General features: G+C 50.8%; 10 protein-coding genes. 3 read left to right on the top strand and 7 right to left on the bottom strand.

Features of this window, described 5'->3' with window-relative positions; all coding sequences use genetic code 11:
• Positions 1-8: 8 nt before the first annotated feature.
• On the bottom strand, positions 9-260 hold the full coding sequence (locus tag QZV76_RS03675) for a hypothetical protein (protein WP_290598434.1): 252 nt from the start codon (positions 258-260) through the stop codon (positions 9-11).
• Positions 260-1,354, bottom strand: a complete 1,095-nt coding sequence (bioB, locus tag QZV76_RS03670; protein WP_290598433.1) for a biotin synthase BioB — start codon at positions 1,352-1,354, stop codon at positions 260-262. The genes QZV76_RS03675 and bioB overlap by 1 nt, the downstream gene beginning before the upstream one ends.
• 53 nt (positions 1,355-1,407) lie before the next feature.
• Between bioB and QZV76_RS03665 the strand changes: the two genes are divergently transcribed.
• On the top strand, positions 1,408-1,986 hold the full coding sequence (locus tag QZV76_RS03665) for a TetR/AcrR family transcriptional regulator (RefSeq protein ID WP_290598432.1): 579 nt from the start codon (positions 1,408-1,410) through the stop codon (positions 1,984-1,986).
• A gap of 88 nt (positions 1,987-2,074) precedes the next feature.
• On the opposite strand, the gene bioD is transcribed toward QZV76_RS03665, so the two are convergent.
• Together bioD and bioA are read right to left on the bottom strand one after the other, a co-directional pair.
• Positions 2,075-2,887, bottom strand: a complete 813-nt coding sequence (gene bioD / locus QZV76_RS03660; RefSeq protein ID WP_290598431.1) for an ATP-dependent dethiobiotin synthetase BioD — start codon at positions 2,885-2,887, stop codon at positions 2,075-2,077.
• A 65-nt stretch (positions 2,888-2,952) separates the two neighbouring features.
• Positions 2,953-4,335, bottom strand: a complete 1,383-nt coding sequence (gene bioA / locus QZV76_RS03655) for an adenosylmethionine--8-amino-7-oxononanoate transaminase (RefSeq protein ID WP_290598430.1) — start codon at positions 4,333-4,335, stop codon at positions 2,953-2,955.
• A 243-nt stretch (positions 4,336-4,578) separates the two neighbouring features.
• Here bioA and QZV76_RS03650 point away from each other — a divergent pair, with 243 nt between their 5' ends.
• Together QZV76_RS03650 and QZV76_RS03645 are read left to right on the top strand one after the other, a co-directional pair.
• Positions 4,579-6,915 carry an acyltransferase family protein gene (locus QZV76_RS03650; RefSeq protein WP_290598429.1) on the top strand — a complete coding sequence of 779 codons (2,337 nt, stop codon included), beginning with the start codon at positions 4,579-4,581 and terminating at the stop codon, positions 6,913-6,915.
• Between the two features lie 475 nt (positions 6,916-7,390).
• Positions 7,391-8,440: a hypothetical protein gene (locus tag QZV76_RS03645; RefSeq protein ID WP_290598428.1), complete on the top strand. Its 1,050-nt coding sequence runs from the start codon at positions 7,391-7,393 to the stop codon at positions 8,438-8,440.
• Between the two features lie 80 nt (positions 8,441-8,520).
• Here QZV76_RS03645 and QZV76_RS03640 read toward each other — a convergent pair whose 3' ends face one another.
• Genes QZV76_RS03640 through dnaE form a run of 3 tightly spaced genes read right to left on the bottom strand, consistent with a single transcriptional unit; the run spans position 8,521 to position 14,165 of the window.
• On the bottom strand, positions 8,521-9,312 hold the full coding sequence (locus tag QZV76_RS03640) for a YigZ family protein (protein ID WP_290598427.1): 792 nt from the start codon (positions 9,310-9,312) through the stop codon (positions 8,521-8,523).
• Positions 9,312-10,565, bottom strand: coding sequence for a threonine ammonia-lyase IlvA (ilvA, locus tag QZV76_RS03635; RefSeq protein WP_290598455.1), 1,254 nt, complete (start codon positions 10,563-10,565; stop codon positions 9,312-9,314). Before ilvA ends, QZV76_RS03640 begins: the two co-directional genes overlap by 1 nt.
• A gap of 51 nt (positions 10,566-10,616) precedes the next feature.
• Positions 10,617-14,165, bottom strand: a complete 3,549-nt coding sequence (gene dnaE, locus QZV76_RS03630; RefSeq protein WP_290598426.1) for a DNA polymerase III subunit alpha — start codon at positions 14,163-14,165, stop codon at positions 10,617-10,619.
• Positions 14,166-14,182 lie beyond the last annotated feature (17 nt).

Below are 14,182 nucleotides of genomic sequence, written 5' to 3'. Positions count from 1 at the left end.
GCGTATATCTAGTGTTCGAAAAGGTAGGACGATATTTCTCCGTGCCGTGAGCAGCGCGCAGTCCACCCACTGGGCATCACTTGTGTCACCATTCGTCTGCCGCAGATGGGACAGTATCGAAACGGCTCTAGCCCTAATTCCGCGGCTTTAAAGGGACGTGGAGAATCTTTCGATAAATCTGTACCACGGTAGGGGTCAAAGCGGAAGGGTTCCCCTCGCAGCATCATGTCCCGTAAGTCAGTGCTAGTGACATTCCGCATTACTGGACGTCTTTCTTCTCACGGATGGGGATATGAAGTTCAGAGAGCATATCAAGATCGTTTTCCGCGCTACACCCCAACGTTGTGAGGTAATTCCCAGCAATAAATCCGTTAATGCCCCCGGTGAGACCATCGCGCATACCTTCATCACCGAGAGTGATTTCTCGGCCGCCAGCGAAACGAATAGTCGATTTGGGAAGCGCGAAACGAAATGCCGCGACGGTGCGTAGTGCGTCCTCCATACTCACCAGTGGGAGGTTTTCAAAAGGTGTCCCGGGGCGCGGGTTGAGGAAGTTAATGGGCACTTCGGTAGGCCCAAGTTCTGCGAGCTGGGTGGCGAACTCAGCACGTTGTTCAATACTTTCTCCCAGCCCAATAATGCCACCGCAGCATAATTTGATGCCGCGGCTGCGAACACGTTCAAGAGTTGCTCGGCGTACTTCCCACGTATGTGAAGTTACGACATTGAGGAAATAGGAGCGCGCTGTTTCCAAGTTATGGTTGTACCGGTGGATTCCCATAGCGGCTAGTTCATCTGCTTGTTCATCAGTGAGCATACCGAGCGAACAGGCAATATGTATATCCACTTCGGCACGGATAGCTTCCACTGCAGCTTTGAGTTGGCTCATCAGTTTCTTATCCGGCCCACGCACTGCAGCGACAAGGCAGAATTCTGCTGCGCCAGTTTTCGCAGTGTGCTTTGCCGATTCAACAACTGCAGGGATATCAATCCAAGCGCTGCGGACGGGAGACTCGAACACCCCAGATTGAGCACAGAAATGACAGTCTTCTGGACATCCGCCAGTTTTAAGACTGACAATTCCTTCTAGCTCGACCTCTTTGCCACACCATTTTTCGCGAATCTCTTGGGCAAGATCGAGGGCTTCCCGAATACGTTCGGGGGGAAGTGTGAAAACCTGGACAAGATCTTCTTCGGGAAGTGCGATACCGAGGTCATACGCATAGACGCGTGCACGTGCCAGAATATCGTCTGGTAGTTCAGACGTTTTCGGCAGAGTGGGTGTGTTTGTTCCATTTGCTGTTGCAACATCGGTGCTTAATCCCGCTGCTGCCGTAGAATTACCATAAGACATAGCTTTATTGAACACTGTTTAAGAGATAATTTCTACTTCCACGAAGGATAACCATGACGCAGCTCTCCCGTGAATGTATCATTCATGCTGCTGCCGACATTTTGCAGACTTATGGCCTACAAGACCTCTCCATCCGAAAAGTAGCTAGCCAACTAGGCGTACAGCCCGGCGCCCTCTACTGGCATTTCCCCAATAAACAGGCACTCCTCGGCGCCGTATGCACCCATATTCTCTCGTGTGACCTCCCCACTCGCGATAATTCACTCCCCCCGCTACACGTAACGACCCCTCACACATGGGCGCAAGAAATAGTGACAGTAGCGGAAGATCTCCGGAATAGGGCCCTCTTCTTTAGAGACGGAAGTGAATTAATGAGCACCTCACTCGCTTCACAAACCTCACCATTCCCCCAGCTCGATGCCCTAACAACTATTCTTCACACAGTAAGCCCCACCCCCGAACTCCATGCCCGCGTATTACTCCTCTTTATTTTGGGTGCGCTCGTTGATGAGCAAAGCCGTCTCCAACTTGCTGAGCTCACAGAAACACAGACCCCTACTTCTCCTTCCTTCGAGACGCTTGAAGGAGGACTTAACACCCTCATTAAGGGACTCACCGTAAGTTCCTTATAGCGTTCTATAACAGCCTCACAGTGACCCATGTCAGCCCTGTAGCACATACTTTTATGAATTTACGCCGAGAGTAGTGCTGACTGTTGAGCTACTTACACCAGGGCAATACTGTCCACCACTGTTCACTTGTGCACGCCACACTGCCACACTGCATAGTTTTATTCTGCTCACTATCAATCTGCCCCACCCCACTCGGTATTTTCCCAATGACGGGAACACCTGTTATCCGTTCTACTTCTGCAGCATTTAACCGCATGGGCAGATCAGGATCCGTAGGCCATGTCCCAAACACTATCCCACACATGGTGAGGCCTGCTCGGTTTAATTCTCGCCACGTCAGTGCACACTGGTTCAGCATTCCCAGATCAGGCTGCGACACAAGTAGAAAACTCACGCTCATACCGGCGTATGCGCGAACTTCTTGAGCAATTTCTATAAGAGTGGTCGGTGAACCATCCGCTTCTTCTCCTAAACCAACAAGGAGTCCCCCCGCACCTTCTACGAAAAGCACATCTACTTCCCGCGCTGCAGACACGATAATTTCGGCAAACTGAGCTGCGGTAAGAAGGCTTTGCTGTGCCCGACGCGCCGCCATATCGGGGGCAAGCGGCTCAGGATAGCGAACCCCCTCCCACACCCGTAGGGGTTGCACATCATGTTGTGCAGAATCATGATGCGGGGCTCCCAGAAGTTGACGCACCACTGCCACATCACCATGGTCACCATGGTGATACGAGCCGAGATCGCTGGCCGGAATGGGTGGTTCACCAGTTTGTGCTGGCTTTATGAGTCCTATTCGTAGGTGCGGAGCCTGGTGGTGGGTTGCTGCAATTGCGCTTGCTGTTGTAACGGTTTTTCCAACATCAGTGTTGGTTCCAGTAACGAAAATAATGGTGGTCATAGAAGCGTCCTTTAACACTCAGAAACCTGGTCTGTAGAGAAACAAATGGAATGGTGAAACGGTTTTTAGCGGACCGCTGTTTGTGCGGCTGCAACCATGCCGCGGCCTATTGTGGCGATCTGCGTGTCTGTACAGATGAAGGGCGGCATGCAGTAGATGAGGTCGCGGAAGGGACGCAGCCAGACTCCTTCCCGCAGTGCGGCTGCAGTTGCTGCGTCCACATTGAGCATCGCTGGATCCGTCAGTTGGATAACCCCAATAGCTCCTTTTACTCTTACGTCAGCAACGCCGGGAAGTCCCACGGCCGGGGACAGTCCGCGACGTAACTTACGCTCAATACGTAGGACTTCTCCCTGTTCATGAGCATGTTGCGCCAGCTGGCAGGCAGTCGTGGCGATAGCACATGCCAGCGGATTGGCCATGAATGTAGGGCCATGCATGAAAGCCCCTGTTCCCTTCGAGATCACAGTAGCTATTTCAGGCTGTGCTAGTACCGCCGCAGAGGTTAGATAGCCTCCTGTTAATGCTTTACCGACGCACATAATATCGGGCGTGCAATGGCATGCGTCCGCTGCAAATAGTGTGCCTGTTCTACCAAAACCGGTAGCGATCTCATCAAAAATGACGAGTACGTTGTAGCGTTGGCATAGTTCAACTAGCCCACGTACCAGAGCTGGTTTGTGGAACTTCATTCCGCCTGCGCCCTGTACAACCGGCTCAATGATGCAGGCGGCTACTGTATCCGCATTCTCGTGTAGGACATGTTCTGCGTGTTCTAAATACTCTTCCACGCTTGTGTCTTCTACTGCTGGGCGCAGACTTGTCTCTGTATCTGGTGGCGGAGTGGGAAGAAATATTTGTGGCTGCACAATTCCTTGCCAGAGAGTATGCATGCCATTATCGGGATCGCACACACTCATTGGTGTGAAAGTGTCTCCGTGGTATCCACCTCGCCACGTCAGCAGTTTTGTTTTGCGATGAAGTGCGGTATCTGTATGGGAACGCCAGTACTGCAATGCCATTTTGACGGCGACTTCCACAGACACTGACCCAGAATCGCAGAAGAAAACGGTATCTAGGCCCTCTGGCACCATTGCTAAGAGTGTATCGGTGAGCAGTGCCGCAGGTGCATGTGTCAATCCACCGAACATGACGTGGCTGAACTCGTCGATTTGTTGGTGTGCAGCAGCGTCCAGATCGGGGTGACGGTATCCATAGGCAGCCGCCCACCAGGAACTCATGCCGTCGAGAACTTTGCACGTTACCCTTTTGCCTGAATCATCGTTGTTTGCTGCGCTTTTTTCAGAGAGAAAATTAGCAGCAACATCGAGCGTCAGATATGGACCCTTGGCGGCTTTCACAACATGTTGTGGCGGCCCAGGTAGAGGACTGTAGGGGTGCCAGATGTGATGGCGATCCGTTTGTAGTATGTCGTTAATACAAGGCATAAATAGTAGGTCCTTCACCAATAATTGAACACTGTTCTATTATGCCTTTTTACTGTATCTGCTTGTAAAAGCTCCATGTCAACCGCGTAGAGAACGCTCCCAATGCAGGCTTTAGAGGTGAGGAACGGTAGGATGTGAATGACGGTCGCGTTTATACAACGTCATTCCCTATAGCATATTGAGCAGGCGTACTTCCTTTCTGGGGAGTACGCACATGACACTAAAGACCTGATTAAGACAGATATGGCACGAAAAGACAACACTTCTTCTGCACAAACAGCGAGTCCCGCAACGCGCCCCCCTATCCCCCAACATCGTCATACCTATCGCTATGACCTTGATGGGTTACGCGGTCTTTCTATCGCACTGGTGGTTATCTTCCACATCTGGTTTGGTCGCGTGTCCGGTGGCGTAGACGTGTTTCTCACTCTCTCTGGTTTCTTCTTCATCGGTTCCCAGATGCGCAATGTTGACCGCTACGGCAGCCTCAACCCGCTCCGGTCCATTTGGAAAACCATCCGTCGCTTGCTCCCCACTATGGTGGTTGTTCTCGCTACCGTTGGAATTGGCGTTATTCTCGTATTCCCCCGTACACGCTGGGCCAACGTTAATGATCAGATGTTGGCTTCACTGCTCTACTACCAGAACTGGAAACTGGCAGCACAGTCCGAAGACTATGCTCAAGCAGGCACTGCGGTAAGCCCGCTACAGCACCTCTGGTCGATGTCTGTACAGGGTCAGTTCTACCTCATGATCATTCTGCTCTGCTGCGGTCTGGGGTGGCTACTACACCGTTTCTGGCCAGGTAAATCCATCTTTACCCCCATGGCGGTTATTCTCGGCATTGGGACTGTCCTCAGCTTTGTGTACGCAATCTATCTCCACCGCGAAAACCAGATGCTCAACTACTATGACACCTGGTCTCGTCTTTGGGAACTTTTCCTCGGTGGTCTCCTTGCCACAGTGATACACAAAATTGAAGTCCGTAATCACTGGGTACGCTGGTTCCTCACAGTCATTGGTCTTTTCGCCATATTTACATGTGGCCTTATCTTTAACGGCGTTGATGAGTTCCCCGGACCGTGGACTCTTTATGTCCTTATTGCCACAGTGTTCCTTATCATTGCGGGCCAAGCTCCCGAAGGTGAAGAACTGACGTGGCGGAATGCCCCCTTCACCGCATTTCTTGCGTCTAAACCACTGCGCGAATTAGGCCGTCTTGCCTATGCCCTTTATATGTGGCACTGGCCGTTGCTCATTCTTGCCTGTACACATCTCAAACGTCCACAACCTTCCAATAAGATCGGTATCTTCGTCCTCGTTGTCAGTTTGGTCTTAGCATGGTTCACACACCACTACATTGAAGAACCACTGCGGCTAAAAAAGAAGCAACCTACTGCTGCCCAGGATGGCGTAGTAGAAAAGCCTGCGTTCAAAGAACGCCTTCTTGCTGCATTACGCCCCAAACGAAGCTGGCTCACATGGAAGAGCATTGCCGGTACTCTCGTTGTTGTCTTAACATTCTGCCTAGTAGGCTTCCATATTTCTTGGAAACGCTATATCAACAGCCTTGATGGACAAATGACGCTCGTCCTCACTGCCGATTATCCGGGTGCCCGTGCCATTACGGAAAACATGCCCATCCCGAATAACGTTGACTACCAGCCACGCCCTATTGACGCTAGCCGTACTCTCCCGCGATCATCTTTTGATGGGTGTATTTCTAACTTCGATGATGCTGATATCCACGAGAAGAAGATATGGCGCGAAGAAAAAGGACACCCCTGTATTTATGGAGATGTCCACGCCAAACGTGCCATTGCTCTAGTGGGTGGATCACACGCCGAACACTGGCTGACAGCCCTCGATATCCTGGGACGTCGCCAAAACTTCCGTGTTGATGTTTATCTCAAGATGGGTTGCCCGTTCATGATCAGCGGCATGATCAACAATCCTCTTACTAATAAGCCTTACTACAACTGCCTAGAGTGGAATAAGAAAGTCTATAACCGCGTTCTCCAGAAGAAATATGATTATGTCTTCACTACTGCCACTCGTCCCGCACAACTTACTGGTGTAGGACCCGACGTCGTCCCAGATTACTATGCTGACTTGTGGCGATCCTTCAATAAAGAGAACGTTCAGATGATTCTCGTCCGTGACACTCCCTGGTCTACGCGGGAAGATAGACCCGCCAAAGTTCCCGACTGCCTAGAAGAAGGTGGAGATGCCACGAGCTGTGGCATACCACGTGATCTTGCAATGTCCCCCGTGAATCCTGCTATTGAAGCGTCGCGAGGACTTTCCAATGTCCATCTTATGGATTTCACGGATGCACTGTGCCCTGGCACTGTTTGCCCCGCTGTAATTGGCAATGTCATGGTGTACCGGGATATGCACCACATGACACATTCCTTCGTACAGTCTCTTATTCCGGAATTTGCCCGCCAATTCAATGCCATTACTCATTGGGGTCCGGTGACCAAGCGCGGACAGGATCTCAACACTACGTCCTACCCAGGAACGGAAATCCTTCCCCCCGCAACCACGACATCAAAAGGTGATCGTCGCTCTCGATAATGGCTTCAGTAATAACGGAATAGTGTAGACAAATTCAGTATCAGTAACGTCAATAGTTGTGTGGGGCTCTCATGTATCGAGAGCCCCACACAACTATAAAACGACTATACGATGGACACGGTGCATGAACACCGATACTTTTCTACACATCACGCGCTCTATAGACATAAGCCTTAAAAGACCACTGTCAGCTAATAGTTGAGCAATCATTTTTATCAAGGGTGTATTTACTCCCATAAATTTTGACAACTACGACAACTGGTCAATTGTTCACATAATTTCAAAAACAATGCCCTATCAGCAAAAAAGAGAAATCTAACAAAAATGCATACAAAAAGTATCTGCAAGATGAAGGCAACTACCTTGCAGCTCTGTTTTTAGCGTCATAGATTAACTCTCAGAGCCGGATTGACCCGCTTGAACGTGAGCCAATCCCCTCCTATCTCCCCATATATACTGTCAATAGGAGCTTTCCATGACCACTCTCAGTCGCCGCTTCACTGCTGCACTTTGCGCCTCCGCAATGGCGCTCAGTGCCACTCCCGCTTTGGCGAACGCTAGCACGGACGTCCCCGGTTACCCTCGCGATGAATTCGGCGGTATTCGTAACAAGACTTCTGATGAGTGGGGTATGCCGAACCAGGGTGTCGGCCCCATTCAAAACAACTTCCCTGCTGCTTCTAAGTACTCCAAGGAGCACAACGGAACTGCTCCCACGGGCGTGAACGATTTCTCTTGCAAGCCCAAGTACAAGCACGCTCTACCGATCATTCTGATCCCCGGTACCAGTGAAGATGCTTACGCAACGTGGGCATACTACGGTCCTATGCTGGCCAAGGCCGGACTGTGCGCCTACACCTTCAACTACAACCCGGGCCCGGATGTCATGAAGGCACTCATTCATCCTAATGACATCAACGAAGCTATGCCGTTCAACGGTGATATCAAGGCTTCCGCTCAGTTCCTCGGCGTTTTCGTGAAGTACGTCATGAAGCGCACTGGCGCCAAGAAAGTCGACTTCGTTGGTCACTCCCAGGGTGGCGGCGCTCTCCCGAACGCCTACATCAAGTGGTACGGCGGCGATAAGACTGTTCGCCACACCATCGGCCTAGTTGCTTCTAACCACGGCTCCACCCTCTACGGTGTTGGTTCTCTCATCAAGGCTGCTGGCCTCAACGACAAGTGGCAGAAGATGTGGGATTACGCCAACGTCACCGCTGATGGTCAGCAGACTGTTGGTTCTGACTTCGTGAAGGAACTCGAAGCCGGCGGCATCACCAAGCCTGGCGTTAAGTACACCGTTATCACCACCCGGTACGACGATGTTGTTACCCCCTACACCCACGATATGATCGAGGAACCGGGCGTCAACAACGTCATCATCCAGGACCTCTGCAAGAAGGACTTCACTGACCACTTCGGCATGACCTACGACCCGGTTACCTACCAGGTTGTTGAGAACATGCTCACTGGCCGTGACTACAAGCAGGTCGACTGCAAGTTCGTACCTCCTTACTACCAGTAAGACTCAAGAGATAGACGATAATTCCTTAATTGTTGTTTGTCTCTATCCACAAAAACACTGATGTAAAACATTAAGATGTTTTACATCAGTTGAGATTCATACATCATCCGCCCTGTTCGGTAAGGTTTTTGAGAACCCGCCGACAGGGCGGATGTGTGTTCACAGAACACTGCAGCATCAGCAGGTTTCATTACAGCCACCACTATTACGGAAGCCATAGGATCAGGATGCCGTGCCGCTTCCACGTCATCAGCGATCGCTGAACTAGTTTGTGCAGACTCTCCAGAGCGTGCAGTGTCTACTGCGTCTACGGGGAGTAAACCTTCACCATAAAAGACATCAACTACTTCAAGACCTCTCCCCCGTAAATCGGCTTCCCACCGTCCCACATCAATAATGGGGGCCTGTACCGACCACAGATCTACTAGTCGGCAAACGGCAAGACGTTTCGACTGGCGTGCCGCAGTAATCCCCTTATTTACAGCATCGGTGTAGGCACGCACCAATCCCCCCGTGCCCAACAAAATACCGCCGAAATAGCGCACCACAACAGCACACACATTAACAAGATCTGCACCACGCAAAGCGGCAAGCATCGGTTTACCAGCAGTCCCGGAGGGCTCTCTATCATCACTCGAACGCTCTTGTACGTCACCACTTCCACCACCTAACCGAAAAGCCGTGCAATGGTGGCGGGCTGTCGGGTGCAGACGCCGAATCTCCTCGATAAAAGCACGGGCATCCTGCTCATTTTCTACACGTTGCAGATAACAAATAAACTGCGACCGCTTAATCTCAATTTCTGCGGTAACCGAAGATCCAGTACTTAGACTACAAAACTGAGGGATGTCTACAGACAACTTTTCAACCACTACGTCAGGTATTCATACGCTGGAGTACCTGGGAGTAATCGCTCACACTCGATACCGCTTTCTTCCATACGATGGAGCAGAGCATGCAACCCAGTAGCGGTTCCTAATTGGATACCAACCAATGCGGCACCAGTTTCACGATTGTTCCGCTTCACATACTCGAACAGGGTGATATCGTCATCCGGGCCAAGCACGCGGTCGAGAAACTCACGTAGTTGACCTGGTTTCTGCGTAAAGTTGACTAAGAAATAATGCTTAAGACCTCGGTCAACTAAAGAACGTTCAATAATCTCGCTATAGCGAGAAACATCATTGTTACCGCCGGAGATAATACACACAACTGAGCTTCCTGGAGCAAAACGCAACTGTTGCAGGGCCGTCACAGAAAGAGCACCAGCTGGTTCGGCGATAATCCCCTCATTTTGGTAAAGATCCAACATCTCTGTGCAGACAGAGCCTTCGGAGACAGTGAGAAGATCAATCATCTTACGATGGGCATCAAGTATTGCATAGGTAACATCGCCACAACGCTTGACGGCTGCCCCATCCACAAACGGGTCAGTATCCCCCAGAGTAACAGGACCTCCCATATCCAGAGCTGCCGCTACAGATGCCGCTCCCGCCGGCTCCACTCCAATGACTTCTGTCTCGGGACTCGTCTCGGCAAGATAGGTGACAACGCCAGAAAGGAGACCACCACCCCCCACTGGAACAATAACCATACTGGGTTGCTCCCCAATATCAGCAAGTTGCTCAACGATTTCTCGGGCAACAGTCCCCTGTCCTGCAATAGTGCTGGGATTATCAAACGGTGCCACCCATGTAGCCCCCGAGTCCTGCGCATTCTGCATAGCGGCGGCAGCGGCGTCGTCAAAAGAATTACCTGTTACTACCAGCTCTATTGCATCTCCACCGTGATACATAATGCGATCACGCTTTTGTTTAGGAGTATTAGAGGGAACATAAATACGTCCCTGTACTCCCAAGGTGCGACACGCGTACGCTACCCCCTGCGCATGGTTACCAGCAGATGCCGCTACAACGCCGGCCCTACGCTGTTCGTCGTTAAGCTGCGCAATAACGTTATAGGCACCACGAATCTTGTATGAGCGGACACCTTGCAAATCCTCTCGCTTCAGGTAAATCTTAGCGCCCGTCATTTCCGAAAGACGTGGAGAGTAATACAGCGGAGTACGCTCCACAACTCCACTAATAATTTCCGCAGCTTTTTCAACATCGGCAGCTGTGGGCATAATAACCTGGGGTTCTAGAGGATTTTTATTCACAGTATTTATACTAGCCCACTACACACAGTGACTGTTGAAACTAGCTTTTAGATCAGAGATCAACTCACTGCTTTGTCTCACTCGGAGAGCCTCCGACAAAGCAAGTCGTTCCACTCTTCCCTCTGCTTCCAGTGTTACTACAACAGGCGATGGTCCTGCATGCCGTTGCAGAATATCACGTAGCTTAGCTAGCCTCTCGGGCGTACACATTTGTGTCTTAAGCCGTAAATTAAAGACTGGTGCAATACCATCCTGGCTAAAATCAGGCACAGTAAGATCGTCACCAAAGATACTCATGCGGTCATCGCGGATATTGACATGCGCTCGGACAATAACAACTGCATCTTCGATAATGTGCATACCGATCTTTTGGTAAAGACGCGGGAAGAAGAGCACCTCCACTCCACCTTGCAGATCCTCGATGCGAACAATGGCCCACGGCTCACCCTTCTTGTTGACGCGTCGATCAACTGCCGCGATGATGCCACCGATGACGACCGTTTTACCGTTGGGAAGTTCGCCCTCCAGAATAGTGGTAATGGACGTATCTGTACGTTCTTGTAACGCTGTTTCCAAACCATCCAGTGGATGTCCAGAAACATAGAGTCCCAACATTTCTCGTTCTAAAGTAAGACGTTGTTTTTTATCCCATTCATCATCCGGCACCTGCACTTCAAAAGCGTTACTCACAGAGTTATCTTCTTCTGCTCCGAAGCCTGCAAAAAGGTCGAACTGTCCAGCTGCAGCGGCTTTCTTCGTCCCCATAACGGCATCAATAGCATCTGAATGCACCTCGAAAAGTCCTTTTCGAGAATGTCCCAGAGAGTCGAAAGCTCCTGCCTTAATAAGAGATTCCGTAACCTTCTTCGTACAAGCTGTCTGCCCTATCTTGTTGAGATAGTCAGTGAAGTTTGTAAATGCGCCCTGTACAGTACGCGCATCAACAATCTCATCCACGGCCTGTTCACCAACATTACGTACAGCGCCCAAACCGAAACGAATATCTTGTCCCACTGGTGCAAAGTTCCAAATAGATTCGTTCACATCCGGTTGTAGGACTTGAATACCCATACGGCGACAATCCGACAAATACAGTGCTGTCTTATCTTTATCATCACCCACAGAAGTGAGCAGTGCTGCCATATATTCAGCCGGGTAATTTGCCTTCAAATAGGCAGTCCAGTAGCTGACCAGTCCATATCCTGCCGCGTGCGACTTGTTGAACGCGTATCCGGCGAAGGGCAGAATCGTCTCCCACAAAACTTTGATAGCCTCGTCAGAATAGTTACGCTCGCGCATACCGGCCTGGAAGTTGTCGAACTCTTTCGCCAATACTTCCGGCTTCTTTTTACCCATGGCACGACGGAGCAAATCTGCTTGGCCAAGAGAATAGCCCGCTACCTTCTGAGCAATTTGCATAATCTGCTCTTGGTAAACAATAAGGCCGTATGTTTCCGCGAGAATATCTTTCAGCGGCTCATCAAGCTCGGGATGAATGGGCTCTACCGGGGCACGCCCATTCTTACGATCCGCATACGCCCAGTGTGCACCCACCCCCATCGGCCCTGGTCGGTACAGTGCCAGCGAGGCAACAATATCGTTGAAGCCTGTTGGCTCCATCTTTTTCAGCAACTCACGCATACCGCCACTATCAAGCTGGAAAACGCCCAGCGTATCCCCGTGGCGGAGTAACTCATACGATTTTTCATCCGTTAGCTGAAGACGATCAAGATCAAGTATTTCCCCATCGCGATTGCGCTTAATGTTTTCCAGCGCATCGCCAATAACAGTGAGGTTTCGTAGCCCTAGGAAGTCCATCTTCAACAGGCCAATAGCCTCACACGAAGGATAGTCCCATCCGGTAATAAGAGCACCGTCTTGGGTACGCTTCCACATAGGGATACAGTCCAACAGTGGCTCACTGGACATAATGACAGCACACGCGTGTACACCCGCCTGGCGAACCATACCTTCCAGACCACGGGCTGTTTCATAAATACGCTGTACGTCCGGGTCGGTTTCGATGAGGGCGCGAATCTCGGAAGCCTCACCATACCGGGGATGGTTAGGATCCATAATGCCGGAAAGTGGAATATCCTTCGCACCTTGCGCTGGCGGCAGTGCCTTCGTCATACGATCTGCGATCGCATACCCAGGCTGCCCGAATTGGACACGTGCCGAGTCTTTAATAGCAGCCTTAGTTTTAATAGTGCCGAAGGTAATAACCTGTGCTACTTTATCTGCACCCCATCGCTCAGATGCGTAGCGGATCATTTCCCCGCGACGACGATCATCGAAGTCCATATCGATATCAGGAGCGGAAGGACGTTCTGGGTTAAGGAAGCGCTCGAACAGAAGACCGTGCTTGACCGGGTCGATATTAGTAATACCCAAGGCGTAGGCAATAAGAGCGCCTGCGGCGGAGCCACGCCCCGGACCAACTTTAATGCCGACTTCACGTGCATGGCTGACCAGGTCGGCCACCACCAGGAAGTAGGTTGGGTACCCCTTCTGGATAATAACGTCAATCTCGTAATTGGCACGTTCAATATAGTTTTGCGGCACTCCATCAGGGAAACGCCATTCAAGGCCTTCCTTCACTTCATGACGAAGCCAGGCTTCTGCATCGTAGCCCGGTGGAGTATCGAAGTTGGGCATCCGGTCATGATATTTCCACACGTTGGAATAGTCGCCAACGCGCTCAGCTATCCATAGTGTGGTATCACATGCCCCTGGAACTTCCTTATCCCAGCGAGCACGAATTTCTTCTGGTGGAATAAGGTAATAGCCGTCACCATCAAATTTAAAGCGTGAGGGATCAGAGAGCGTTTTTCCCGTCTGCACACATAACATAGCTTCGTGTGCCTTCGCCTGATCTTGTGTGACGTAGTGACAGTCATTGGTAATGACGGGACGCATGCCAAGATCTTTTCCCAATTTGAGAAGATCTTCACGGACTCGCCGTTCAATATCAATGCCATGGTCCATAAGCTCCAGCAAGAAATTTTCTTTGCCGAAAATACTCTGCCACTTCTCCGCGGACTCGTAGGCTTCCTTTATCTGGCCAAGGCGTAAACGAGTCTGAATTTCGCCGGAGGGGCAACCAGAAGAAGCAATGACACCTTTTGAATATTGAGAGATAAGGTCAGCATCCATACGAGGCCATTTACCCAATTGTCCTTCATAGGATGCAAGGGAGGACAGGCGGAAGAGATTATGCAATCCCTCTTCATTTTCTGACCACAATGTCATGTGGGTATAGGCGCCTGAACCGGAAACATCATCGCCGCGTTGCGACGGATCACCCCAACGCTGGCGGGTCTTATCAAAACGGGATCCGGGGGCAATATATGCTTCCACACCGATAATGGGTTTTACACCTGCAGCGATTGCTGCTTTATAAAAATCGGATGCCCCATACATATTGCCGTGGTCGGTCATTCCCACTGCTGGCATACCTAGACGATTGCACTCTTCCATGAGCTTATCGATCTTTGCCATACCGTCCAGCATGGAAAACTCAGTATGGTTATGGAGATGGACAAATGATGACTTGCCCACTGCCATCCCCTCTCTCTATCTAG

The sequence above is a fragment of the Lawsonella sp. genome (genome assembly GCF_011525565.1).
Lineage (GTDB): Bacteria > Actinomycetota > Actinomycetes > Mycobacteriales > Mycobacteriaceae > Lawsonella > Lawsonella clevelandensis_A.
Note: the sequence above shows the minus strand (reverse complement) of the source record. Positions and strands in the feature narration are given on the sequence as shown.

Bases quoted from the DNA above. Each gene is read 5' to 3' on its own strand.
- QZV76_RS03675 (WP_290598434.1), bottom strand. From the start codon at position 260: ATGCGGAATGTCACTAGCACTGACTTACGGGACATGATGCTGCGAGGG.
- bioB (WP_290598433.1), bottom strand. From the start codon at position 1,354: ATGTCTTATGGTAATTCTACGGCAGCAGCGGGATTAAGCACCGATGTT.
- QZV76_RS03665 (WP_290598432.1), top strand. From the start codon at position 1,408: ATGACGCAGCTCTCCCGTGAATGTATCATTCATGCTGCTGCCGACATT.
- bioD (WP_290598431.1), bottom strand. From the start codon at position 2,887: ATGACCACCATTATTTTCGTTACTGGAACCAACACTGATGTTGGAAAA.
- bioA (WP_290598430.1), bottom strand. From the start codon at position 4,335: ATGCCTTGTATTAACGACATACTACAAACGGATCGCCATCACATCTGG.
- QZV76_RS03650 (WP_290598429.1), top strand. From the start codon at position 4,579: ATGGCACGAAAAGACAACACTTCTTCTGCACAAACAGCGAGTCCCGCA.
- QZV76_RS03645 (WP_290598428.1), top strand. From the start codon at position 7,391: ATGACCACTCTCAGTCGCCGCTTCACTGCTGCACTTTGCGCCTCCGCA.
- ilvA (WP_290598455.1), bottom strand. From the start codon at position 10,565: ATGCCCACAGCTGCCGATGTTGAAAAAGCTGCGGAAATTATTAGTGGA.
- dnaE (WP_290598426.1), bottom strand. From the start codon at position 14,165: ATGGCAGTGGGCAAGTCATCATTTGTCCATCTCCATAACCATACTGAG.